This is a genomic window from Bradyrhizobium sp. LeoA1Lang (assembly GCF_055413685.1).
Genome location: NZ_JBVAPG010000040.1, coordinates 19,682 through 42,619 on the forward strand (window position 1 = coordinate 19,682; position 22,938 = coordinate 42,619).

General features: G+C 62.9%; 21 protein-coding genes. 4 read left to right on the forward strand and 17 right to left on the reverse strand.

The annotated features are described in order from the left end of the window. Nucleotides 1-47: 47 nt before the first annotated feature. The 7 genes from ACZYOF_RS15915 to ACZYOF_RS15945 form a co-directional block, all read right to left on the reverse strand. Nucleotides 48-515 (reverse strand): Zn-ribbon domain-containing OB-fold protein, encoded by a 468-nt coding sequence (locus tag ACZYOF_RS15915; protein ID WP_463716345.1) that lies wholly within the window; start codon nucleotides 513-515, stop codon nucleotides 48-50. Next, nucleotides 512-1,702 (reverse strand): thiolase C-terminal domain-containing protein, encoded by a 1,191-nt coding sequence (locus ACZYOF_RS15920; protein WP_463716346.1) that lies wholly within the window; start codon nucleotides 1,700-1,702, stop codon nucleotides 512-514. Before ACZYOF_RS15920 ends, ACZYOF_RS15915 begins: the two co-directional genes overlap by 4 nt. Further along, entirely contained in the window at nucleotides 1,699-2,988 is a 1,290-nt protein-coding gene (locus ACZYOF_RS15925; RefSeq protein WP_463716347.1) for a CaiB/BaiF CoA transferase family protein, read from the reverse strand. The genes ACZYOF_RS15920 and ACZYOF_RS15925 overlap by 4 nt, the downstream gene beginning before the upstream one ends. Nucleotides 2,989-3,072: 84 nt before the next feature. Next, complete coding sequence (locus ACZYOF_RS15930; RefSeq protein WP_463716348.1) at nucleotides 3,073-4,296, reverse strand: ABC transporter substrate-binding protein; 1,224 nt, start codon at nucleotides 4,294-4,296, stop codon at nucleotides 3,073-3,075. Nucleotides 4,297-4,331: 35 nt separating this feature from the next. Then, nucleotides 4,332-5,393 (reverse strand): PDR/VanB family oxidoreductase, encoded by a 1,062-nt coding sequence (locus tag ACZYOF_RS15935; RefSeq protein ID WP_463716349.1) that lies wholly within the window; start codon nucleotides 5,391-5,393, stop codon nucleotides 4,332-4,334. After that, nucleotides 5,390-6,709 carry a Rieske 2Fe-2S domain-containing protein gene (locus ACZYOF_RS15940; protein ID WP_463716350.1) on the reverse strand — a complete coding sequence of 440 codons (1,320 nt, stop codon included), beginning with the start codon at nucleotides 6,707-6,709 and terminating at the stop codon, nucleotides 5,390-5,392. The genes ACZYOF_RS15935 and ACZYOF_RS15940 overlap by 4 nt, the downstream gene beginning before the upstream one ends. A gap of 39 nt (nucleotides 6,710-6,748) precedes the next feature. Next, complete coding sequence (locus ACZYOF_RS15945; protein WP_463716351.1) at nucleotides 6,749-7,066, reverse strand: hypothetical protein; 318 nt, start codon at nucleotides 7,064-7,066, stop codon at nucleotides 6,749-6,751. 217 nt (nucleotides 7,067-7,283) lie between these two features. On the opposite strand from ACZYOF_RS15945, the gene ACZYOF_RS15950 reads away from it, so the two are divergent. Further along, entirely contained in the window at nucleotides 7,284-7,784 is a 501-nt protein-coding gene (locus ACZYOF_RS15950) for a MarR family winged helix-turn-helix transcriptional regulator (protein WP_463716352.1), read from the forward strand. A 31-nt stretch (nucleotides 7,785-7,815) separates the two neighbouring features. On the opposite strand, the gene ACZYOF_RS15955 is transcribed toward ACZYOF_RS15950, so the two are convergent. The 4 genes from ACZYOF_RS15955 to ACZYOF_RS15970 are packed head-to-tail and all read right to left on the reverse strand — an operon-like array spanning nucleotide 7,816 to nucleotide 13,058. After that, nucleotides 7,816-9,003 carry a CaiB/BaiF CoA transferase family protein gene (locus tag ACZYOF_RS15955; RefSeq protein ID WP_282528244.1) on the reverse strand — a complete coding sequence of 396 codons (1,188 nt, stop codon included), beginning with the start codon at nucleotides 9,001-9,003 and terminating at the stop codon, nucleotides 7,816-7,818. Between the two features lie 15 nt (nucleotides 9,004-9,018). Next, on the reverse strand, nucleotides 9,019-11,259 hold the full coding sequence (locus tag ACZYOF_RS15960; RefSeq protein WP_463716353.1) for an acyl-CoA dehydrogenase family protein: 2,241 nt from the start codon (nucleotides 11,257-11,259) through the stop codon (nucleotides 9,019-9,021). A gap of 7 nt (nucleotides 11,260-11,266) precedes the next feature. Next, the gene (locus tag ACZYOF_RS15965; RefSeq protein WP_130577756.1) at nucleotides 11,267-12,076 is read right to left on the reverse strand and encodes an enoyl-CoA hydratase/isomerase family protein; all 810 of its coding nucleotides are present in this window, start codon (nucleotides 12,074-12,076) and stop codon (nucleotides 11,267-11,269) included. A gap of 55 nt (nucleotides 12,077-12,131) precedes the next feature. Further along, on the reverse strand, nucleotides 12,132-13,058 hold the full coding sequence (locus ACZYOF_RS15970) for a FadR/GntR family transcriptional regulator (protein WP_463716354.1): 927 nt from the start codon (nucleotides 13,056-13,058) through the stop codon (nucleotides 12,132-12,134). Nucleotides 13,059-13,079: 21 nt separating this feature from the next. Here ACZYOF_RS15970 and ACZYOF_RS15975 point away from each other — a divergent pair, with 21 nt between their 5' ends. After that, the gene (locus ACZYOF_RS15975; protein ID WP_463716355.1) at nucleotides 13,080-14,219 is read left to right on the forward strand and encodes an acyl-CoA dehydrogenase family protein; all 1,140 of its coding nucleotides are present in this window, start codon (nucleotides 13,080-13,082) and stop codon (nucleotides 14,217-14,219) included. Nucleotides 14,220-14,271: 52 nt separating this feature from the next. Continuing rightward, nucleotides 14,272-15,474: an ABC transporter substrate-binding protein gene (locus ACZYOF_RS15980; protein ID WP_463716368.1), complete on the forward strand. Its 1,203-nt coding sequence runs from the start codon at nucleotides 14,272-14,274 to the stop codon at nucleotides 15,472-15,474. Between the two features lie 108 nt (nucleotides 15,475-15,582). Here the strand turns inward: ACZYOF_RS15980 and ACZYOF_RS15985 are convergent, their stop codons facing one another. From ACZYOF_RS15985 to ACZYOF_RS16010, 6 genes are all read right to left on the reverse strand, one after another. Next, nucleotides 15,583-16,812, reverse strand: a complete 1,230-nt coding sequence (locus ACZYOF_RS15985; RefSeq protein ID WP_394566760.1) for an ABC transporter substrate-binding protein — start codon at nucleotides 16,810-16,812, stop codon at nucleotides 15,583-15,585. Between the two features lie 81 nt (nucleotides 16,813-16,893). Further along, complete coding sequence (locus ACZYOF_RS15990) at nucleotides 16,894-17,673, reverse strand: 2-keto-4-pentenoate hydratase (RefSeq protein WP_282528238.1); 780 nt, start codon at nucleotides 17,671-17,673, stop codon at nucleotides 16,894-16,896. Further along, nucleotides 17,670-18,479, reverse strand: coding sequence for an alpha/beta fold hydrolase (locus ACZYOF_RS15995; protein WP_207230891.1), 810 nt, complete (start codon nucleotides 18,477-18,479; stop codon nucleotides 17,670-17,672). Before ACZYOF_RS15995 ends, ACZYOF_RS15990 begins: the two co-directional genes overlap by 4 nt. 31 nt (nucleotides 18,480-18,510) lie before the next feature. Continuing rightward, entirely contained in the window at nucleotides 18,511-20,028 is a 1,518-nt protein-coding gene (locus ACZYOF_RS16000) for an AMP-binding protein (protein WP_463716356.1), read from the reverse strand. Further along, entirely contained in the window at nucleotides 20,025-20,507 is a 483-nt protein-coding gene (locus ACZYOF_RS16005) for a hypothetical protein (protein ID WP_394566754.1), read from the reverse strand. Before ACZYOF_RS16005 ends, ACZYOF_RS16000 begins: the two co-directional genes overlap by 4 nt. A 4-nt stretch (nucleotides 20,508-20,511) precedes the next feature. Further along, the gene (locus tag ACZYOF_RS16010; protein WP_463716369.1) at nucleotides 20,512-21,543 is read right to left on the reverse strand and encodes an amidohydrolase family protein; all 1,032 of its coding nucleotides are present in this window, start codon (nucleotides 21,541-21,543) and stop codon (nucleotides 20,512-20,514) included. A gap of 173 nt (nucleotides 21,544-21,716) precedes the next feature. Here ACZYOF_RS16010 and ACZYOF_RS16015 point away from each other — a divergent pair, with 173 nt between their 5' ends. Beyond that, nucleotides 21,717-22,928, forward strand: coding sequence for an NAD(P)/FAD-dependent oxidoreductase (locus ACZYOF_RS16015; RefSeq protein WP_463716357.1), 1,212 nt, complete (start codon nucleotides 21,717-21,719; stop codon nucleotides 22,926-22,928). Nucleotides 22,929-22,938: the final 10 nt, after the last annotated feature.

The following is a 22,938-nucleotide window of genomic DNA, read 5'->3' on the forward strand; positions in this document are numbered from 1 at the left end:
GAACTTTATTCGACTCCGTTGGCGATAGCGATCCGCAGACACATCAATTACGACCTGACCGCATCGACCACGTGCCACTGCAGCAACGAGTATGGCGGATCGGAATCCGGATGATGCTCGAACACGCCTTTAACATCCGCTCCGATCAAGACTTCCTGCAGGGGATCACCTAGCACGTTGCCCACCATGCGGACGCCGCCGGCCTGCGGAATCTCCACGAGCACGACGAGGTACGGACCATGCTGGTTGAGCGCCGCATGCGAAGGATGCCACACACGCTCCCAACTGAAGATACGGCCGCGCGGCTCGACCTCGACCCACTCGGGATCGAAGGCGTGGCAGCGATGACAAATCCATTCCGGTCCGAATTGCCAGGTTTGGCAATGGCTGCAGCGCTGCACCAGAAGCCGGTTTTGCCGCAAGCCTGCCCAGTAAGGCGCCGACAAGCCATCGGGCTCGGCCACCGGAACCGGCAGGCCTTTCGGAAGATAGGTCGCGCTTGCGCTGCTGCTCATAACGTTGCACTCGAGCCGAGAAGAAGATTGCTGACCGGCGTCACCATCGGGCCACCGATGACCATTGCCACATCATTCCGTGCGACCTGGTTTGACGATGTGCCGCGCACCTGGCGCACGGCCTCGAGCACAAGCCCGAAACCATGCATGTAGCATTCGGCGAGATTGCCGCCGCTGGTGTTGAGCGGCAGCCGGCCGGAGGGCGCGATCAGGTTCTCGAGGGTGAGAAAGTCGTTCGCCTCCTCCGGCCTGAAGAAGCCATGCTCCGCCAATGCCATCACGACCCCGCCGGTGAAGTTCTCGTAGCTCTGGACCACGCCGATATCGGATGGGCCGAGGCCAGCCATCCGGTAAAGGTCGAGCGCCACCGTATCGAAGCTGGCACTGGCATAGAGCGGCGAATTGTGCGGAATCGCACCCGTGCGATGCCCCGATCCGACGGCTGCACCGAGCACGTAGACCGGCTTCTGGCGGAAGTCCTTCGCGCGCTCCTCGGGCACGAGCACGAGCGCCGCCGCACCGTCATTCTCCATGCAGCAATCGTAGAGATGAAAGGGCTCCACGATCCAGCGCGAAGCATCGTATTTCGCCGGATCAAGCGGCTTGCCATGCATGACCGCGCGCGGGTTCGCCTGCGCATGGTGATAGGACGCCAGCGCAATCGCGCGAAGGGCTTCCTGCCGCACGCCATGGTCATGCATGAAGCGGCGCACCCGCATGGCGAAGCGCTGCGGCGGCGCGAGCACGCCATACGGCATCAGGTAGGCTTTCTCGCCCGAGATGTTATCGATGCCCGTGGTCTGCCCGAAGCGGCCGTACTGGCCCTGCGCCAGCGATCGGAACGCGACCACGCAATCGGCGAGACCGGCCACGATCGAAGCCGCCGCATTCGCCACCGCCGCGCAGCACCCTCCACCGCCTCCGCCCCACTGCATCGTCGCAGTGCGCAGCCTGTGCGTGCCGAGCGCGGCGGCAAGCCGCGACGCATCGCTGCGGTCGTCGCTGTACGAGGCGAAGCCGTCGATGTCGCGCGGATCGAGCCTGGCATCATTGCAGGCGGCGAGGATCGCCTTCAGCGCGAGCTTGAATTCCGCGTCCGGCGAGGCGCCGTGCCGATAATACTCGGTCTCGCCGATCCCGATGACGGCAACGCGGCCCCTGAGCGTACGATCGCTCCGCCCGCTCATGCCTGCTTGTCCGCCGACGCCGGCTGGCGACGAGCGCCAAGCCCGCCCTCTTCCGCAAGGCGTGCCAGCCGCGCGTCGTCGTAGCCGAGCACCTCGCGCAGAACTTCCTCCGTGTGCTGGCCCACGGCCGGCGCAACGACGGGATCCACGACCGGGGTTTCAGAATATCGGATCGGCAGGCTCACATTCGGCACCCATCCAACCGTGGGATGCGGGATGCGTGTCACGATCGCACGCTCCCGCGCTTCCGGAGAACGAATGGCCTCGCCGACGCTGCGCACCTGCCCGCAGGGCACGCCCGCCGCCCGCATCCGCGATTGCCAGTACGACCATGGCTGCTGCGCGAACGCTTCACCAAGGATCGCGAACAATTCGTCGCGCCGGCGGATGCGTTCGGGGCCGGTCGCGTAGATTTCGGCCGTGGCCATGTCGGCGCGGCCGATCACCTGCGCCATCAGCCGCTGAAAGATCTTGTCGTTGCCGCAGTTGATATAGAAGGAGCGGTCTTGCGCCTGGAACACGCCCGACGGGCAGGTATCGGGAGACGTGTTGCCGTGCCGCTGTGTATCAGCGCCGCTGAACAGATGTTGCAGCGTGGCGTAACCCGTCATCAGCACCGCGGTGTCGAACAGGGACACCTCGATGGCTTGCCCGACACCGCTGCGCTGGCGCGCGACCACCGCGCCGAGGATCGCATTGGAGGCCATCATCGCCGTAGAGATATCCATGACCGGCGACAAGGCGCGCACGCCTTCGCGATCGGCATAGCCGTTCATGGACACGAACCCGCTCTCGACCTGCGCGATCGGATCGAAACCGAGCCGATCGGCAAAGGCGCCGTCCCGGCCATAGGCCGACACCGAACAATAGATGATGTCAGGTTTGATCCTGCGGCAATTGTCGTAATCGAGGCCCAGTCGCTTCATCACGCCGGTCGAGAAATTCTCGACGACGACGTCCGCCGTGGCAATCAGTTCACGCACAACCTTGAGGCCTTCCGCCGACTTCAAGTCGACCGCGACGCTGCGCTTGTTGCGGTTGGTCCAGAGAAACGGAGCGCCGTGCCTGAGATCGGGATGCAAGGGCGGATAACGGCGAAGATCGTCGCCCTTCTCCGGCGCCTCGATCTTGATGACCTCCGCGCCCATGTCGGCGAGAATCATCGTGGCGAGGGGACCGGCGATGAAGTGCGAGAAATCGATCACCCGAATTTCATCCAGCGCTTTTGGCGCATCGGAGCGACGAGGCGCATGTTCCGGAAATTCCGCTTCCAGCTGATCCAGCATCTTTCATCCCTATCGGTTGGTCGTTCAGATATCCGAGATCGGCGCCGCCTTCCGTGAATGCGCGCGGCCGCTGCAGATGGTCCGTCAGTTGTTCCTTGCCTGCTGGAGCAGCGAACATCCGCCTTCATCGAGCGGCCGAAACGCTTCGGGCCCGGTGAGCACGCCGACCTGCTCCAGGAGGTCCCATTTGCTCTTCGATGCTGTGGGCGATTTGACGCGGAAGATGTACATGTTGTGGATGGCGCGCCCGTCCGGACGGACGACGACGGGCCCGAACAGATCGTCGTCGATCGGCTCGCGCTTCATCTCGTGGATGATCGCCTGGGCGTCATTCGTTCCTGCAGCCAGAGCCGCATTCAAATAGGCGCGTATGGACGAGTAGACGCCGGCGTGGAATGCGGTGGGCGAGTGCCCGTGCTGCCGTTCGCCGAACCGGGCCGACCAGGTCCGACTGGCGTCGTTCAGATCCCAATAGAACGGCTGGGTGATGATGAGCCCCTGCGCTACCGAAAGGCCGCTCGACTCGACGTCATTCGTCGTGGTGAGCAGCGCCGCGAAGGTACGCCCGTTCTGCTTCAGCCCGAACTCCGACGACTGCTTGATCAGATTGATCGTGTCGCCACCGGCGGTGGCGAAGGAGATCACCTCGGCGCCGGAGCCATCCGCCTGCAGAATGAAGGACGCATAATCGGCGTTGTCGATGGGAACATTGACGGAGCCGACGACGGTGCCGCCGCCCGACTTGATCACCGACGTTCCATCGCGAACCATGGATTTGCCAAGCGCATTGTCGGTCGCGATGAAATACCATTTCTTGCCGCCGTGATGCACAAGGTAGTCGCCGATGGTGTGCGCGGCGGCCCAACTGTCGAAGGTCCACTGGATCGTGTTGGGCGAACAATATTGTCCGGTAAGATCGGACGAAGCGGCGCTTGACGCGATCAGCGCCGCCCTGGTGCCGCGGACGACCTCGTTCACGGCGAGGCCCACGGCCGAGTTCGGCACGTCGGCAATCGCGTCCACCTTGTCCTGATCGATCCATCGCCGAGCGATACCGGCGCCGACGTCGGCCTTGTTCTGGTGATCCGCCGAAACGATCTCGACCTTGAAGTCGGGATGTTGCTTCATGAAATCCTCGGCAGCCATTTTCGCAGCCGTCACCGATCCTGCGCCGGCGTTGTCGGAGTAAGGACCGGAGGCATCGTTGAGGACGCCGATCTTCATCGACCGCGACGTCTGCGCCGACGCGCTCCAGGAAACGCAGAGCGCGAGGAGGGATAGTCCCAGTGAATACGGCAGGCTTCTCATGTCATGCACCAATTTCTGATTGTCGTAACGTACGCTCAAAGATCCAGGACGAGCGTCGATGATTTGGAGCCGGAGCGGCAGATCATGATTGTCTTGTTTGCCGCTCGCTCCTCGTTGCTGAGAAACTGATCGCGGTGATCCGGAATCCCCTCGATGACGCGGGTCTCGCAAGTGCCGCAGACACCTTCAGAACAGGCGTAGTTCGCCGTGATCCCCGCATCCAGCAGCGCCTCCAGGATCGTCTGACCCGGCTGAACCGTCAGGGTTCGTCCGCTCCGGGCGAGCCTGACCTCGAACCCGCCCTCGACGGCCGGCTTTTCGTTCGCCTTGAAGTATTCGACATGCACGTGACCGGCGGGCCTTCCCGCGGTCGCCGCCTCGAACGCCTCGAGCATCGGCACCGGGCCGCAGCAATACAGATGCGCGTCCGCCGGCGCGTTTTTGACGATCTCGGCGAGGTTGAGCATGCACCCCGCCGGCTCCTGGTCGAAATTCACGTGAAGGTTTCGATGAATGTCGGGTCGCAGCGCATGCAGTTCATCGATGAATGCCGCAGCGGAACGCGTCCTTGCTGCATAGAACAACTTCCAGGAGCGACCGAGTGTCTGGAGCCGGCGGATCATCGACAGCAGCGGCGTGATTCCGATGCCGCCTGCGATCAGCACCGAATGCGTCGCATTCTCCTCAAGGACGAAGTTGTTCCTCGGGTGCGAGATCGTGATGATGTCTCCCGCCCGCACGGTGTCATGGATGAAACTGGAGCCGCCCCGACTTGCGGCGTCCTTGTTGACGGCAACGACATAGCGGTGTCGCTCGCGAGAATCGTTGACGAGCGAATAGCTGCGGATCATTCCGTTGGCGAGATGGAGATCGATGTGGGAGCCGGCCGTGAACGCAATGAGATCGCCGCCGCCTGGAGCGACCAATGCGTATGAATTGATGCGCTCGGCCTCGTAGCTGATCCGTTTGACGCGGACTTGCATCATGTTCTCGGCCATCGGCTTCGATTGTCCTCCGGAGGCAATGGAGGCAGCGCCATCGAGCGCCGGCTCCTCCCATGCCCGATCGTCGATCTTCGCGAGAGCGGACGCGCTCACAGCTTGTATCCGAAATCGGCGCCCAACTTCGCCCGCATGAACGGCGCGCCGACATCCGCCCAGGAGTCCTCTGGCGGAAGCTGCAGGGATACCGCGCGCACCATGAACACATCCGGATCGGTCACGCCCTTTGGCTTGATGCCATGATCGCGATAGGCGCCGAGCGCTTCGAGCAGGAAGCGCCGCGTCATCGCAATGCCGGTGTCGCTGGAGCAGAGGTTCTCTTTGGTGCGGTCGTAGATCGGCGAAACACCGCTTTGACAAGCGCCGTCCTGCACCCACAGCCCGGGCAGCCCCGAGAACCAGGTGGTCTGCTGCGCCTCGTAGTCGAACTGGAAGCCGTTTTGCGGATTGTATTTGGTCCAGTATCCGGCGTAGGGAACGGTGACGGGGTGCTGGACCAGCGCATGGCGACTGGCGTGCCCGCTCTCCCGGCCGTTGTGCCCCTCGGCGAAAATCTGACGGGTCTTCGGCAGCAATGGCTCCGAGGGGTGATACGAGAACATGATGCAGAGCGTGTTCTCGTCATCGATCGGGACCCAGGCATGACCGCTCAGATCCGGAAACGGAGACAGCGGTGGAACGAGCGTATAGAACGGCATCACGAACTGATTGACGCGCCAGTACAGCGTGTTGGCGTCGTAGTTCCGGCGGGCGGCGATGCTCATTCCGAAATCCTGCTTGATGCATTCGAACGTCGGACGGAGATCGCGCTTCTGAATCCATGCGCTGGTGGTGCCCTGCGAATCGAGCCGGCCATGGAGCAACGGCGCGTGAGCTGAATCGATCTCGCCTTCGAGCGCCTGCAGCCAATTGCATTCCTGGACCCGCACCGAGATGTGCACCTGGTCCGCCGGCACCAGATTCCACTCCACGTTCGGAAGCGGCGGAGGATTCGCAGCATCTGGACCCATATAGGTCCAAAGCATTCCGTTCCGCTCCTTACAGGGATAGGCCTTGATCCGCACGCGCTCTTTCAGCCGGCTCCGAACCGGCTCGGCCGGCATGTCCGTTGCCGCCCCCGTCACATCGAACTTCCAGCCGTGATAGACGCACCGCAATCCGCAATCTTCATTGCGGCCGAACATCAGCGGCGCGCCGCGATGCGGGCATGCATGATCGACCAATCCGACGCGGCCCTCGGTGTCGCGGAAGGCGACCAGATCTTCGCCCAACAGCCGGATGCGCCTCGGCTGTCCGTCCTTCACGAGGTCGGCGGACGGCAGAAACGGAATCCAATACAGCCGGAACAGCTCTCCAAGGGGCGTGCCCTTTCCGACCCTCACCAACCTTTCATTGTCTTCGTGCGACAGCATGAGCTTCCTCCGTTCAATTCAACGATTCGTCCCGAGGCGCTATTTGGCCGCGCGTTCGAGGAGAGCAGCGATGCGGGGCGACACGCCCAGATCGCGGGCAGTCCAGAGCGGATCGGATGCGGCAAGCGGCTTTCGGGGAACAGGAGGCTCACTGCCCGCCTCCACCAGGCTCACGATCTGTTCGACCCGTCGTCGTTCGAGCTCCTTGAGCGTGTCCTCGACGACAACCCCTTCCGCGATGCAGCCCGGAAGCTCCGGATAAGCGAGCCGCAGAAGCCACTTGCCTGGCTCGGTTTCGACGGCTTCAGCCTCAAGGAGATACGGGATCGACAAAAACTGGCGCAGATCCAAAACCACCCTCCCTCGCGAACCTTGATCCGTTCGCGTCTACATTTGTTACGTATACGTACTATATCGATTCTCATCTTGCAAGGCCCGATGTGGCCTTTGGGACCGGCGTTTCGGATCGGGCCTGCTCTCGGCACCCAGCCCAAGGGTTGAGGACGGAACACCAAGCTGCTAACGGCTATGCCGATTTGGGGTCAGATGGACTACAGCGCAGGTCGACAACGGCATGTCAGCCGACAAGGCAATGAAGACGGATTTGGCCGCGGAGCTCGCGCGCAATTGGCAGCTCGAAGGCGGCATCGGCTTTCTTCTTCGGCTGCTCGAAGCCCGCTACGACGTCCTCTATCAGAAGGTGACGCGCCAGAGTGACATCACCCCCCGACAGTTCGGCGTACTCATGGCGCTGTATCAACGCGGCCCGCTCACGCCGTCGATCCTCGCGGAACACATCAGTTGCGACCGGAATACGCTGAGCGAAATGCTCAAGAGAATGACGGCGCGAAAGCTGATCTCGAAGAAGAGCAATGCGGAAGACCGGCGATCCGTGCAGGTTCAGATCACCGCCAAGGGAGAGACCGCGCTCTTCAGCGTCGTTCCCGCTGCTGCTGAACTGCAGGACCTGATGCTGGCGCCGTTGCGCAAGGAAGATCGCGCGCATTTTCTGAAATGCATGCTGGCGATCGCAAAGGCGACGCCATCGGGCTCTTCCGGATCATCCGAGGATTGAATTCTTCTGCAGTATTGCTGACGCGGGCGAACTATTTTCCGAACGCTCCTACGTCCGCTAGGCTGGCGATTTCCGCGGATGACAATCCCAGCGCCCGTGACAGCACCTCGTCGCGGTGCGCGCCGACCGCCGACACCTCGCGCCGCATCGAGCAGTCCGCTCCCGACATCCTCCAAGGCGGATTGACCCCGAAAAATTCGCCTGCGCCATCCGCAATCGTCGCAAAGGCGCCGCGCTGCGAAAGATGCGGGTCGGTCAGCGCCGCGCCGGGATCGCGATATTCGGCGCAGGGAACGCCGGCGCGATCGAGCGCCGCGATGCATTCTCGCACCGTGTGGAGCTCGGTCCACCTCTCGATCTGCTGCATCATTGCGCCCCAGTTCGCGCCACGCGCCGGCACAGTGTTGAAGCGGGCATCCTCGGCCAAGGCGCGGTCTCCCGTCACCTCGCAAAGGGCGGCGAAATTGCGCGATGTCACCGGCGCGATCAGGATATCACCATCGCTGGCCCGCACCGGACCATAGGTCGGCCGCGGCGCATGCACCGGGAACTGCGCCTCCTGCAGCTCGTAGACGAGCAGGTTCAGCATGCAATCCATCAGCGCGACGTCGATCCGTTGCCCCACTCCAGTGCGCGATCGCTGCACGAGCGCAGTCTGGATCGCCGAATAGCCGAAGATGCCTCCCAACAGATCGGCCACGAACACGGCACCCGCTGCGGGACGGTCGCGATCGCCCGCATATCGCATCAGCGCACGGTCGAACCCGCTTTCGGCGTGAACGATCATGGCATAGGCCGCACGCTCCGCCGCCGGACCAGACTGGCCATAGCCGGAGATCGAGCAATAGATCAAACGCGGATTGATCTCGCGCAGCGCCTCATAGCCAAGTCCCAGCCGATCCATGACGCCGGGACGGAAATTTTCCACGACGATATCGGTCTGCTCGACCAGCCTGTGGACGAGGCTGATCGCTTCACTGTTCTTCAGGTCGAGTGCCAGGCTCCGCTTTCCGGCATTGAGCTGGCCGAAATAGGCGCTGTGGCCGTCGCGCAGGGGTGCGCGCAGCCGCATGTCGTCGCCCTCCGGCGGCTCGATCTTGATCACTTCCGCGCCGACATCCGCGAGCAGCCGCGCACAATAGGGACCAGCCAGCATGATCGAGAAATCGAGCACCCTGACGCCATTGAGGGGCGCCGTCGCGACGTCTGGCTGCGGCATGCGATCACTCCCTATCTATCTCGGCAACCCAAGCGCCCGCTGCGCAATCAGGCTGCGCTGAATTTCGTTGGTTCCAATGCTGATCACCCACATCAGCGAATGACGCAGGTTCTGCTCGAAGCGGCCATTGTCGATTGCATCAGGCATCTGCTCGGAAAGCGCGGCGCGCTGGCCTAGAATGTCGAGCGCGGTTTCGCCGAAGCGCTCCATCAGCTCGCTGGAAAACACCTTGCTGATCGCGCCATATTCCGGCGGGGTGATGCCATCGGCCGCCAATTCCGCGCAATGCATCATCAACTGACGGCCGACCTCGATTTTAGACGCGAGTACGGCCATTCTGTCGCGGACGATCGGGTCATTGGCGAGCGGCGGCCTGTCGGCTTCTGCCGCCATGATATGCCGGCGCAATTGTTCGAAGGCGTGGGCGACCTTCAGGACGATGCCGCCGCCGACCAGACCGCGCTCGAAAGCGAGCGCCCCGGTCAGCACCTTCCAGCCGCCATCGACCTCACCGACGAGGTTGTCCAGCGGAATACGGACGTTGTCGTAGAAGATATTGGCAAAGGAGCCGTCATACATGGTCGTCGCCGGATGAATGGAGATGCCCGGCGTATTCATCGGCACGATGAACATGCTGATGCCCGCATGCGGCGGCTTTGCGTCCCTGTCCGTGCGCGCAGCCAGGAACATGTATTTGCCCCACCACGTCGTGGTCCAGATCTTCTGGCCGTTGATGACCCACTGATCGCCATCACGCTCCGCGCCGGTGCGCAGCGCGGCGAGATCGGAGCCTGCCTGGGGTTCGCTGTAGCCCATGCCGTGCATGGCTTCGCCGCGGAGAATCTCCGGCAGATATTTCTGCTGCTGCTCCGGCGTGCCGAACATCATCAGCGCGTTGGCTTGGATCGCAGCTCCAATCCGCGGCGCTTCGTCCCGCTCCATCGTCTCGATGAGGGCGATCTGCTCGAGCGGCGAGCGCCCCTGCCCGCCGAATTTGCCCGGCCATCCCAACCCGATCCAGCCGGTCTTGCCGACATCAAGCGCGAACTCGACATCGAACTCGCGCTTGGCAAATGGCTGCGCGTCGAAGGCGGCCTTGCGCTCGCTCGACCAATTCTCCTCCAACCATTGCCGGACCTGCTCGCGCAGCGCATTGCCGGCCGGACCAAGATCGTATTGCGGCAGTTCCGCACCACCATCATCTAGCAGGAAAGAGCCTATGCCGAGCCTCGCATGCGCCGCGCCGCCGAGCGCGATCGTATCGAGATGCACGCGCTTGAAGTGCAATGGCGCCTCGTGCTCCTCAGCATAGCCGATGGCGCCGAATGTATGCTGGGTTCCGAGCGAAACACGCCGCAGCGCCTCGGCGGAAAAAGATGCGGCGCAATCGGCGAAATACGGCCAATGACGATCGCCACGATCATGCAGTTCCCCTGCATGGTCGAGGATCAGGCGCACGCCTTCGAGCAGGATGAAGCAATTGGCCAGCTTGTGCTGGATCGCCTGGAACTGTCCGATCGGCCGCCCGAATTGCCGGCGCTCCTTTGCATAGTCGACCGCCAGTTCGAACGCGCGCCGGGCGGCACCGTGCGCCCGCGCCATCAGCGCCAGCTTGGCCTTGCGCAATAGGTCATGGACGGCAAGGAATTCGACTTCGATGATTTCAGCCGGCGCAGCGTTCAGCCGAACCTGGTGAAGGCTCCAGGCGCCCATCGCACGGGTTGGTTCAACGCCGACACCCGGGCCATCCATCGCAACAAGCGCAAGCGCCGATGGACTGATCGGCACAAGCAGATGCGTACAGCTTCCCGCCGCCTCGACAAACCGCAGCAGTCCGCTTGCCTTGACGTTCGTGACCTCGATGCTGCCCGCCGCGCGGTCCGGATCAAATGCCCCAAACGAAAACGCGATGCGCGCGGTGCCCGCATGTAGGCGCCTTAGTAAACCAACCGAAGCCTCGGACATTGCTCCCGCGAGCGCGAAATTGGCGAGAGTCGCCGACCACATCGGCGCCGGGCACGCGGCGCGGCCCAGCTCCGCCATCACCACTAGGATCTCGCGCAGCCCTCCCATGTCGGGATCGCTGCCAAGCGACGCAACGCCCTGACCCACGAGCTTGCTCCAGATCGCTGCGATCTCTTGCGGACACGGGCCACGCTTCACGGTGTCGACGCGCCAATGCTGGCCGAGAAACCCGCGCAGGGAATCCGCCAGCATCTTCCTGGTGTCGTCAGTTGGGCGCTCGGTCGCGCTCATGGCCGCGCTACGCCTGGCCGAATTTCGGCTTGCGCTTTTCCTTGAACGACATGGTCGCTTCCTTGTGGTCGGCCGTCTCAAACGTCACCTGCTCCAGGGCCATAGAGGCTTCGAGCAGCAAGTTGACGCGATCCTTGACGATCTGGTTGATCGACAGCTTGGTCCAGCGAATGGCCCAGGTCGGGCCGTTCGCAAGCTCCACGGCGATATCGCGGGCCCTGGCCAGCACCTCCGCGCGCGGCGCCACATGGTTGACCAGCCCGATCCTCTCGGCCTCCTTGCCGCTCAGGAGCGTGCCGCGGATCAGGAATTCCTTGGCCTTGTTGATCCCAACGAGCAGCGGCCAGATCACGGTGCCGCCGTCGCCCGCGACCAGGCCGACACGCGACACGTGCGTGTCGCCGATCCGCGCGTCATCGGCCATGACCGTTATGTCGCACAGGAGCGCGTGAGTCGCTGCAAGGCCGATGGCATCGCCGTTGATGGCGGCGATGATCGGCTTGTCGAGCTCAAGCTGGCGGGTGACCCCGCGCCGGCTGATCATGGGATCATGGACCTCGCCCTCTTCGAGGACGTCGCCGCCTGGCCGCTCGGACATCGCCTTCACGTCGCCACCGACGCTGAAGAAATCGCCGGCGCCGGTCAGCACCACGACATTGACGGCGTGATCATCGGCGAGGTCATCCCAGATCGTCCGCAGTTCGCGGATCAGCTTTTGATTGATCGAATTGCGCGCCTGCGGGCGGTTCAAGGTCACGGTCGCCACCTTGTCCGCAACCTCGATCTTCAGGCACTCGTAATTGGCGTATCTGGACACATTTTCCTCCGTTTATACTCTTGTTCAGGCGAGGCTGGTCGTCACATGCCGCCGCTCAACGGCGGATACCAGGCTGGACCTCCGCCAAGGCGACTTGAAGTGACATGGCGCCGGGATCCTGCTCCAGCATCCGCTGCACGGATTCGAGATGCGTGCGCATCAGGCGCGTGGCGGACGAGACATTGCGCTCGCGCAGCGCAGCCACAAACCGCCGGCGTTTCTCGGCGAGCCGGGCCATCGCGACGCCGCTCGACGCCACCTTGGCATAGACGAAGCGCATGTGAATCTCCGTGACCGAATCCATGATCATGGCGATCACCTTGTTTCCGGTCGCCGCGGCCAGCAGCTTGTAGAACTCCCGCGAGCACTCGACCCGGTCGAGCAGCCGGCCTTCGCGCGTGGCAAGTTCGGTGCGCTCCACATTCGCCTCAAGCGCGTCGAGATCGACCGCCCGCGCATTCGCACACGCCAGCCGTACGACGAGATCAAGTACATGGACGCGCGCTTCCGACAATTCGCGCACTGAAATCGTGCCAAGGCTCAGCATGTCTCGCATGACGTCGTTCATGCGGCTGGTATCGCCCTCGCGGATGAAGGCTCCTCCTTTGACGCCCTTCTGCAGCCGCAGCACGCCCGCCATCTCGAGGCTTCGCAGCGCCTCTCGCAGGACATTGCGGCTCACGCCGAGTTGCTGCGCCAGGTCGCGTTCGGCGGGAAGCTTGTCCCCGGGCTTGAGCACACCGAGCGCCAATTGCTCGCGAATACGCTCGCAGATTTCCTCGAACGCGCGACGGGTGTGGATCGGCCGGAATTGCAATGCAGCCGGCGACCCGGCTGCACCGTGATCGGGGGCACGTTCCCGCCGGCTGGGCGACGCCAACCGCGGTCGGACCGAGTTACGAGGGCTTGACTTGGTGTTCATCGGGTGAATTATTAAATGGATCATCCATTCAATGGAAGCCCCTTTCTGGAGCTTCCTCACAAAAAAGCAGGCGGGAAACCCATGAGCTTCACCGAGGAGCAGATCGCGTTCCGCGACAACATCCGAAAAATGGTCGCCAGACACGTGGCGCCGATCGCCGCCGAGATCGACGAGTCTGATCGTTTCCCGCTCGAGATCGTGAAGCTGTTCGGCGAGATGGGGCTGATGCAGCTTTGGGTGCCGGAACAGTATGGCGGACCGAACGGCAACCTGACGATGGCCTGCATCGCGCGCGAGGAAATCTCGAAGGTCTCGCCCGCCTGTGCCTCGATCGCAGCCCTCAATACCATGTTCATCATGCCGCTGCTCCATTTCGGCTCCGAGGAGCAACGCAAGAAATACCTGCCGATCATCGCCAAGGGCGGCGTCGTGACCGCGATCGCGATCTCCGAACCGCAGGCCGGCTCGGACGTCTCCGCGCTCAACACCCGCGCCAGGAAGGACGGCGACTGCTATATCCTCAACGGCCGCAAGCAGTGGTGCAGCTACGGCGTCGTCGCCGACTACATCGTGGTGATGGCGAGGACGAGCGACAGCTCAGGCGCGGACGGCATCAGCGCCTTCATCGTTGAACCGAAGCAGATGCTGGGCATCTCGTTCGGGCGACACGAGCGAAAGCTGGGCTTTCACGGCGCTCCGAATACGCCGATCTTCTTCGACAATGTGCGGGTTCCAGCCGAGAATCTCGTCGGCGAGGAAGGCAAGGGTTTTCGCGCGTCAATGCGCGCACTCGATCTCAACCGCCCGACCATCGGCGCCCAATCTGTGGGATTGGCGCAGGGCGCGCTCGACGCCTGCATCGCCTATGCGAAGGAACGCAAGCAGTTCGAGCGATCGATCTCGGAATTCCAGGGCGTGCAGTTCATGCTTGCGGACATGGCCATGCAGATCGAGGCGGCGCGCGCGCTCGTCTACGAATGCGCGCGTGCCGGCGATGAAGGCGACTGGAAGCGATTGAACCTGCTCGCCAGCATGGCGAAGTGCATCGGCAGCGACACCGCCATGAAGGTCACCACCGACGCCGTCCAGATCTTCGGCGGCTACGGCTACACCATGGATTACCCGGTCGAACGCATGATGCGAGACGCCAAGCTGACCCAGATCTTTGAGGGCACCAATCAGATCCAGCGCGTGGTGATCGCCCGCGAACTGCTGCGATAAACAAAACTGAATAATCAAATACAACATGGAGGAAACGATCTTGACCTGCACCATCCACCGGATTTGGCGCACTGTGGCCATATCCGCACTTCTTGCCGCAACACCAGCTTACGCGCAAAAAGCCTATAGCCCGGGAGCCAGCGATACCGAGATCAAGCTTGGCCAATCAACCCCGCTCAGCGGTCCCGCCTCTGCTTTCGGTGCCGGCGCAGGACGGGCGGTCGTCGGCTATTTTGAGATGCTGAACGCGCAAGGAGGGATCAACGGACGCAAGATCAGCTTCACGCAACTGGATAATGCCTACAGTGCGCCCAAGGCGGTCGAGCAGTCGCGCAAGCTCATAGAAGACGTCGGCGTGCTGGCCGAGGTCGGGACCATCGGAACGGCGCCGAATGTTGCGATCCAGAAATATCTCAACTCCAAACAGGTGCCGCAGCTTTTCATCACCGCCGGTGGACGCCGCTTCAACGATCCCAAGGCTTTCCCGTGGACCGTGCCGCTCTATCCCGATTTCGAGACGGAAGGCCGCGTCGTCGCCAAATATATCGCGAAGACAAGACCCGACGCCAAGATCGGCGTCCTGTATCAGAATGACGATTACGGAAAGGACTATCTCAAGGGCTTGCGGGCCGGGCTTGGCGAAAAGGCGGCGCAGATCGTCACGGCGGTTTCCTACGAACTCGCCGATCCGACGATCGATTCGCAAATCGTTCAGTTGAAAGCCGCCGGCATCGACACGCTGATCGAACAATCGTCCTCGAAGGCAGCCGCGCAATCGATACGGAAAGTCTACGAGCTTAAGTGGAATCCGCTCCACGTGATCGGTGGCTCGACGGCGTCGGTAGAGACCATCCTGAAGCCGGCAGGCCTCGAGGCATCAAAAGGACTGGTCACGACGCAGTTCCTCAAACAGCCCGGCGACCCGGCATGGGCGGATGACGAAGAGGTGAAGGCCTACAAGAGCTTCCTGAAGAAGTATGCGTCGTCGGCCAATCCGGATGACTACTCCGTCCTGGTCGCCTATATGAACGTGCATGCCGTGACGCTCGCCCTGAAGAAATGCGGCGATCAGTTGACGCGGGACAATCTCATTCGCCAGGCGACATCGCTCCATGGCGAACGGCTGCCGATGATGCTTCCGGGCATCTCGATCAGCATGCATCCCGACGACTACACACCGTTCAAGACGCTTCGGATCGCGATTTTCGACGGAGAGAGCTGGACACTGGCAGGCGATCCGCTGTCGGCTCAGTGATCCATCCGGGCGTTTGCAGCATTGCTCGCGAATGCAATTTCTCCATCAGAAAAAGGCGAGAGCGGCATTTGCCGCCCTCGCCCAGCCGTCCCGGAGATTCGTGAGGGTTCAGGACGCAATCGCCCCGAGATCGATCATGTCGCCGACGGGAATCCAGTTCTCACCATCGAAGCGGCAAATCTGCAAGTTGTGGATGGCGCGATAGTCGGTTGGAGAATTTTCCACCTTGATGCCATCGAGGAAAAGCGGCGGCAGTTCGCCCTTGAGCGACGTCGCCTGCTTCAAGAGGTTTTCCCGCGTCAGATCGTTGCCGCAACGCTTGAGAACCTGCTCGATCATGTAGGCGTTGTTGTAGCCTGGCGTCGCCGTATTGTCGTCGATGCCGACCGAGGGCATGTATCTCTTCATGAAGTCGACATAGGCCTTCACCCTTGGCTTGTCCCGGTGTCTTGGATCGGTCACGACGATCTCCCACCATGCCGAGATCAAGCCCTTGGCGTTGTCCAGGCCGGCCGGGGCAAGCGTGCCTCCGATCGAGCTGCAATTCGAATTGACGACGTGCAGCGGCTTCCAGCCCATCGCCGCCACCTTCCGGATGCCTTGCGCGGCAAATTTGGAATAGGTCAACTGGACGAACACATCGGCACCGGTCGCCCTGCAATCGGCGACCTGATTGTCGATGGTGGGCTCGGTGATCTCGTGACTGACCTCCTTGACAATGGCGCTCGACTTGCCGCCCAGCCCCTTCTTCAGGCCACGAAGGAAGTCCTTGCCGAGATCGTCGTTGACATATTGGACGGCGATTTTGGCGTTCGGCTTTTCGTTGAGAATGAACGTGGCCAAGGCCGCGCCTTGCGCGACATAGATCGGATAGAACGGAACGATCCAGGGAAACTCCTTCGGATCGTTGAAACGCTCGGCGCCTGATGTCAGGAACAGGCTCGGCACCTTCTTCGCGTTCAGATATTTTTGTACGGCGGCATTGGTTGCCGTTCCAAGGAAACCGGCGATTGCGAAGACCTCCTCCGACTCCACGAGCTTGCGCGTCTGCTCGACGGCTTTCGGCGGCGAAAAGGCATTATCCAGCGAAACCAAGTTGATCTTCCGGCCGTTGATGCCGCCATTGTCGTTGACCATCTGAAAATAGGCCGTCTGTGCCTGTCCGTAGACGCCGTAGCCGGACGCCGGTCCGCTATAGGGCGCCGTGGTCCCGAGCTTGATTTCGGTGTCGGTCACACCAGGCCCGTAATTGTTTGCAGCGGCGCGCGACGCTCGACCGCACGTGAGTGCCGCAGCGCCGAGGCCGGCGATGGTTGTTCGCCGCGAGATCAATATCATTTCGGCTCCTCCCTTTCATTTTTGGCTATAAGTGGATGCTGCAACGGGCCTGCTGCTCTCCGGCAGCGTGAACCCGGTGAGCTAAACGAACGAAACGCTCACGGGCGAGAATCCTGAGATTTTTGCTTCGTAGAATTCGCCTGCGGAGACCGGCGACACGGGTCCCAGCGCGCCGGTCAGCACGACATCACCGCACCGCAACGGTTGGCCGGCTTTTGCCATGGTGCGGGCAAGCCAGAGCGCGGCGCGCAAGGGGTGGCCGAGACAGGCCGCGCCGCAGCCGACGGAGACGATCGCGCCGTTGCGCGTCATCGTCATGCCGCAGGCTTCCAGATCGACATCGGTCAGGCGACGCGGCGAGGCGCCGAGCACATAGCGGGCGCTCGAGCCGTTATCGGCCACCGTATCCAGGATCGTGATCTTCCAATCGCGGATCCGGCTGTCGACCACTTCGAGCGCGGAGACGACATAGGCCGTCGATCGCATCAATTCGCCGAGGGTGATGTCATCGTCAGCCAGATCCCGCTCCAGGACGAGCGCCACCTCCGCCTCGACACGCGGCTGGATCAGTTGCGCGACCTCGATCCGTTCGCCGGTCGGGATCTCCATGTCGGCAAACAGCGCGCCGTAGTCGGGCTGATCGACTCCAAGCTGCTGCTGGACGGCTTTGGACGTCAGGCCGATCTTGCGGCCCACGAGCCGGCGGCCGCCGGCGATCCCGCGACGGGTGACTTCGGCCTGAATCGCATAGGCCACCTCCACTCGCCCTTCGCCGATATCGCCCGCGATCGGCGCAATCGGGCGGCATGCCGCCTCCGCTTCCTGCAGGCGTGTCGCGATGTTCTCAACGATATTGCTCATGGCCGATCCAGGAAGTCAGCGACAAGCGCGTTGAATTCGTCGGCCTTCTCCCACTGCGCCCAGTGCCCGCATTTGGGAAAGACGTGAAGCTGTGCGTTCGGCATGGTCTTCAGCAGGATGAAGCTGGAATCGAGCGGCACCACCCGATCCTCGCGCCCCCAGATCAGAAGCGTGCGGTGCTTGAGCGCCGCGAGATTCTCACGCCAGATATCGAGCGGCGGCCGCTTGAAGATGTCGATGACATCGGGGCGGGTGGCGGCTTTGAGCCGCTCGGCGAGCAATTCTTCGGTGATCGAGGACTGGTCGAACACCAGGAGATCGATCACGCCCTTCAGCTTCTGCAAGGTCGGCCCCTCGCCGGCATGGAACATCGCCATCCGCCGCAGCCCTTCGGTCGGCATCGGCGAGAAGATCGCCTGGCTTCCGCCGGTCCCCATCAGCACCAGCCGGTTGACCCGTTCGGGCGCGCGCAAGGCCACCATCAGCGAAGTTGCGCCTCCGAGGGAATTGCCGACGAAGCTCGCCTTCTTGACGTCGATCGCGTCCATGAACGCGCGGGTGAAGTCACCCATCGCTTCGAAGATCGGGCCGTCCTTCAGCTTCCCTTCGGTCTCGCCAAATCCGGGAAGGTCGAACACGATCACGCGACGGCGCGCGGCGAGAGCCTCGACATTCTTGCGATAATTGCTCAGGCCGGAAGCGCCCGGGCCTCCGCCATGGATGAGGATGGTGGGCTCTCCCTGCCCGACGTCATAGTAATGCGTGCGCGTCCCCGCGACATCGACATGCTTACCCTTCAGTTCCACTATTAATCTCCGACTTCGATGATGAATTCTGTCAGGCTTGCGCGTGCGCCTGCAGATAGGCGTCGCGCAGTTTCCGCTTGAAGATTTTTCCGCTCGCCTCGCGCGGCAGCGCATCATGAAACACGAACCGCTTCGGGATCTTGAACCGGGCGATATGGCGTTCCAGGAATGTCGCGATGGCTTCGGCCCCGAGCCGAATCCCGCCCTCGGCTTCGATGGCAGCGACCAGGCTTTCTCCGAACTCCTCGTCGGGTGCGCCGAACACCGCGCAGTCCCGTACGCCCGGACAGTTCACCAGGACATTCTCGATCTCTGCGGGATAGATGTTGACCCCGCCGGAAATCACCATGTCGCGCTTGCGGTCGCAGATGAACAGATAGCCGTCGGCATCCACGTAGCCGACGTCGCCGCACGTCACGAGCCCGCCCCGATCGATCTCCTCCCGCTGCTCCTGCCTGCCGTGATAGGTGAAATCGGCATAGGCTTCCGTGCGCAGATAGATCTCCCCGGTCTGTCCCGTGCCGAGCTCGCGGCCTTCGTCGTCGTAGATGCGCAAGGTCGTGCCCGGCATCGCCCTGCCGACGGTGCCCGGATGGGCAAGCCATTCGTGGGAGTTGCAGCCGATGGCCGGCCCGGTTTCGGTTGCGCCGTAGGTTTCGTGAATCACCGGCCCCCACCATTCGATCATGCGCCGCTTCACGTCAGGCGGGCATGCGGCGCCGGTGTGGGTCGCCCAGCGAATGGAGGAAACGTCGTACTGCGATCGCACTTCCTCGCTGAGCCGAAGCAAGCGCACAAACATCGTTGGCACCATCGTGAGATGGGTGATGCGATGTTCCTCGATCGTCTTCAGCAAGTCTTCGGGATCGAAATTGTGCTGGAGGATCACGAGGTCGGCATGCTGAAAGGCCTGCCTGGCAAATGCCCCCGGAGAGGCATGATAGAGCGGGCCGCACACGAATGCGCGCATGCCTTCCTCAATGCCATAGATCTGTCGCAGCAAGGCGGCATTCCTCTTGACCTGCTCCGCGCTCATCGGCGCGCGACGCACGCCTTTCGGTCGGCCGGTGGTGCCCGAGGTGTAGATCATGGTCCCGCGCGGGACGCGCGCCGGTTCCGACCATTCGGCAAAACTGTCCCGATAGGGAGCCCAGGCACGGGCGCACGAAGGAGCATCCGACGCGGCCGCGACGCCGACGCCCGCAGGCGTCGCAAAGAACGTCGGCAGGTCCGCTGGAATTGCGGTCGCAACATCCTGCAGCAGGCCGGCATGGCCGATCAGCGCATGCGGCGTGCAATCGGCGAGGATGTAGCGGATTTCGTCCGCGCTGCTGTGCCAGTTGAGCGGCACGACATAGGTCCCGAGCAGAGACGCGGCCTGCATCACTTCGAAATAGATCGGATCGTTCCGGATCAGCAGCGCGATCGCATCGCCTTCGTTGACGCCCGCTGCCGCAAGCGCCGACGCAGCGCGCTTGCCTTGCGCCAGCAGCGCGTCGCACGAAACGCTGTGCGTTCCGATGACGATCGATCGGTCCCGTTTTCTCACTCCAGGCATATCACCGCCTCGGCGCGAGCGGAGGGCAGATAGACGTGGTCGAGCGCCTGGAAGTCCGCTTCCGACAAAGTGATCGACGTGGTGAATGTCAGCGGATCCATGTGGCCATTGAGCACATCGGGATAGTTCCAGCGCACAGTCGCCACCGTGCGGCTGCCGGCCTTGAGCTCCACGGTCAGCGGTGCCGCCGCGCTCGAGCCGTGCCCGCTCTGATAGCCGTCGCCGATACAGTAGATCTCCAGGGCGAATTCGTTGCGGCCCCGACGCTGAACGGCGATCTCCACGTCGAGCAGGCCGAACGCGACGTCATCGGGTTCGTCCTCGCTGTAGAAATACACATAGGAGATGCGCGCGTAGCGGCTGGCGCCAAGCGCAGCGTCGGATGGGACCTGCGCATCGCTGCGGCCGGGCGTCCGCGGCGGGACAGGACCGAGCAGGCACATCTGCGGAAGCGACCTGCAGGCAATCATGACGCTAGGCCTGCTGTGACGCGACGGAGTGACGATCGCCAGTTGCTGCATGCTGGGTTTCCAGATCGAAGGCACGGCCAAGGAAAGCGAAGGCGTTGTCGGCGAGAACGCCCGGGCAATCCGGGAGCGCGGCGCGGGCAAATGCGCCGGGATGCTTTTGGCGAATGGTGAAGGGATAGTCGGAGCCGACCACGATGCGGTCCGATCCCACGACCGACGACATGAACTGAAGCGCGGGGGCATCGTAGAGAATCGAGTCGTAGAAGAAGCCGCGCGCGATTTCCCTTGGCGATCGCGTCATCCGTTTCTGCATCTCCCCGCCGAGCGACCAGCCGTAATCGAGCCGCGGCAGGATCCAGGGCAGCGCGCCGCCGCCGTGGCTGAGCAGGATGCGGAGCTTGGGAAATTTCTCGAGAACGCCGGCCGCAAGCAGCGACACTGCGGCCAGCGCGGTCTCCAGCGGAAATGCCGCCGTCGCCGCGAATTCGGGCCCCGCCCCGATCCGCTCCAGCCCGGCCGGATGCAATGGATGAACGAAGATGCAGAGATCGAGCGCCTCTGCGGCCTCATAGAGCGGATGGAGCACTTCGCTGCCGAGCGCTATGCCATCGACATGGCTTCCGATTTCGATACCGGAAAGACCAAGCGCCTTGATGCGCTCTAGCTGCGCTAGCGCGCGCCGCACGTCCTGAACGCAGGCCATGCCGATTCCGGCGAAGCGGCGCGGGGCCTCGCTGACCATCACGGCGATGTGCTCGTTGATTGTATCCGCGAGGTGCTCGGCGTCATGAGCCGGCAACCAATGCGACAGAAGCTCCGGCATCGGGGAGAGCACCTGCATTGTGGTGCCATCCTCCTCCATGTCCGCCAGCCTGCGCCCGACGTCCCACGAGCGCGAGTCGATCTTTCGGAACACCTTTCCGCCAATCACCACCGCGGCCTTGTCGCCCGAAAGCTCCACGCTCGGCCACCGCCGATCGCGCGCGGCGTCAGCCGGGAGCCGTGCAGGCACGACATGCGTATGGGCATCCACCACTGGCAATGGCGCCCTCCTTTCCTTCCCTGATCCCCGCGCTGCCGCGAACCGCTTTCGAGTTGCGCAGGATAATTCACTTTACAAACAGGAATGATTGTTTTTATTCTGGTTGTCAAGCGGCCGCGAGAGGAACGCTGCGAGCGGCAAACAACCGCCCAAGGGGAGTGAACGCATTGGATCTATCCCGGACACGCATCGTCATCGTGGGCGCAGGCCAGGCCGGGGCGCGCGCAGCCGAGGCGTTGCGGGCTGCCGGGCATCGCGGGCCGATCACCCTGCTCGGCGAAGAAGAACATCCGCCCTATGAGCGCCCGCAACTTTCGAAAGCCATGCTGATCAACGCGGACGAAGAACCGCGTTTCATCCGGAATTCGCAGGATTGGGCGGCGATCGAGATCGAGCTGAGCACCTCCTCGCCGACCATTGCAATTGATGTGAACCGTCGAGCGATCGGGCTGTCGGACGGCCGCGAGATTTCATTCGATCGTCTGCTGCTAGCGACCGGCACGCGGCCGCGTCGATTGCGCGATCTCGAGAATTGCGGATTGCGCGTCTGCTACCTGCGCTGCATCGACGATGCGCGCGAACTCAGGCGCAATCTCACGCAGGGCACCAAGGTGGCGCTCGTGGGCGGCGGCGTGATCGGCCTCGAGGTCGCCTCTGCAGCCATCGCCCGCGGCTGCGAGGTCACTGTACTGGAGAAGGCCGACCGGCTGTTGCCACAGGTCGGCTCGCCCGCGCTGAGCGGATATTTGAGGCGGCTGCACAGCGACCGCGGCGTTGCCATCTGCTGCGACGCGACCATCGTGGGCGCCACGGCCAACGGGATCCAGTTGTCCGACGGAAGGATCGTTCCGGCCGTTCTTGTCGTCGTCGGCGTCGGCGTTGAGCCAGCGGCGGATCTTGCCCGCCAGGCGGGACTCGCGGTCGTGCAAGGCATTCGTGTCGGCCCCTCCGGCATGACCGATATCGAAGGCATCTATGCAGCCGGCGACGTCGCCGAGCAATGGAGCGATTGGCACGGACGCTGGATGCGGGTGGAGAACTGGGCGAATGCGCAGAATCAGGCGATCGCGACGGCCAGAAACATGGTCGGCCAGGGTGTCAGCTACGAGGCGCCGCCCTGGTTCTGGTCGGATCAGTTCGAGGCAAACATCCAGGTGATCGGCCATCCCGGCGGCGCCGACGAGATCGTGCGCGGGGATGTCGAGCGCGGACGCTTCACCACCATCAGCCTCCGCGACGGCGAAGTGGTCGGCGCCGTCACCGTGAGCTCGCCCAAGGACATGGCGCTGCTACGAAGGCTTGCCGCTTCCCGGAAGCGGGTCAATCCATCCGACATCGCCAATCCCGCTTTCGACTTGAAACAAGCTCTCGCTTCATGAAGAGCGCAGA

What these genes read in the sequence shown, in the direction of transcription:
- ACZYOF_RS15985 (WP_394566760.1), bottom strand. Translation starts at nt 16,812, where the DNA reads ATGATATTGATCTCGCGGCGAACAACCATCGCCGGCCTCGGCGCTGCG.
- ACZYOF_RS15930 (WP_463716348.1), bottom strand. Translation starts at nt 4,296, where the DNA reads ATGAGAAGCCTGCCGTATTCACTGGGACTATCCCTCCTCGCGCTCTGC.
- ACZYOF_RS15915 (WP_463716345.1), bottom strand. Translation starts at nt 515, where the DNA reads ATGAGCAGCAGCGCAAGCGCGACCTATCTTCCGAAAGGCCTGCCGGTT.
- ACZYOF_RS15920 (WP_463716346.1), bottom strand. Translation starts at nt 1,702, where the DNA reads ATGAGCGGGCGGAGCGATCGTACGCTCAGGGGCCGCGTTGCCGTCATC.
- ACZYOF_RS15950 (WP_463716352.1), top strand. Translation starts at nt 7,284, where the DNA reads ATGTCAGCCGACAAGGCAATGAAGACGGATTTGGCCGCGGAGCTCGCG.
- ACZYOF_RS15975 (WP_463716355.1), top strand. Translation starts at nt 13,080, where the DNA reads ATGAGCTTCACCGAGGAGCAGATCGCGTTCCGCGACAACATCCGAAAA.
- ACZYOF_RS15990 (WP_282528238.1), bottom strand. Translation starts at nt 17,673, where the DNA reads ATGAGCAATATCGTTGAGAACATCGCGACACGCCTGCAGGAAGCGGAG.
- ACZYOF_RS15955 (WP_282528244.1), bottom strand. Translation starts at nt 9,003, where the DNA reads ATGCCGCAGCCAGACGTCGCGACGGCGCCCCTCAATGGCGTCAGGGTG.
- ACZYOF_RS15960 (WP_463716353.1), bottom strand. Translation starts at nt 11,259, where the DNA reads ATGAGCGCGACCGAGCGCCCAACTGACGACACCAGGAAGATGCTGGCG.
- ACZYOF_RS16005 (WP_394566754.1), bottom strand. Translation starts at nt 20,507, where the DNA reads ATGATTGCCTGCAGGTCGCTTCCGCAGATGTGCCTGCTCGGTCCTGTC.
- ACZYOF_RS15925 (WP_463716347.1), bottom strand. Translation starts at nt 2,988, where the DNA reads ATGCTGGATCAGCTGGAAGCGGAATTTCCGGAACATGCGCCTCGTCGC.
- ACZYOF_RS15940 (WP_463716350.1), bottom strand. Translation starts at nt 6,709, where the DNA reads ATGCTGTCGCACGAAGACAATGAAAGGTTGGTGAGGGTCGGAAAGGGC.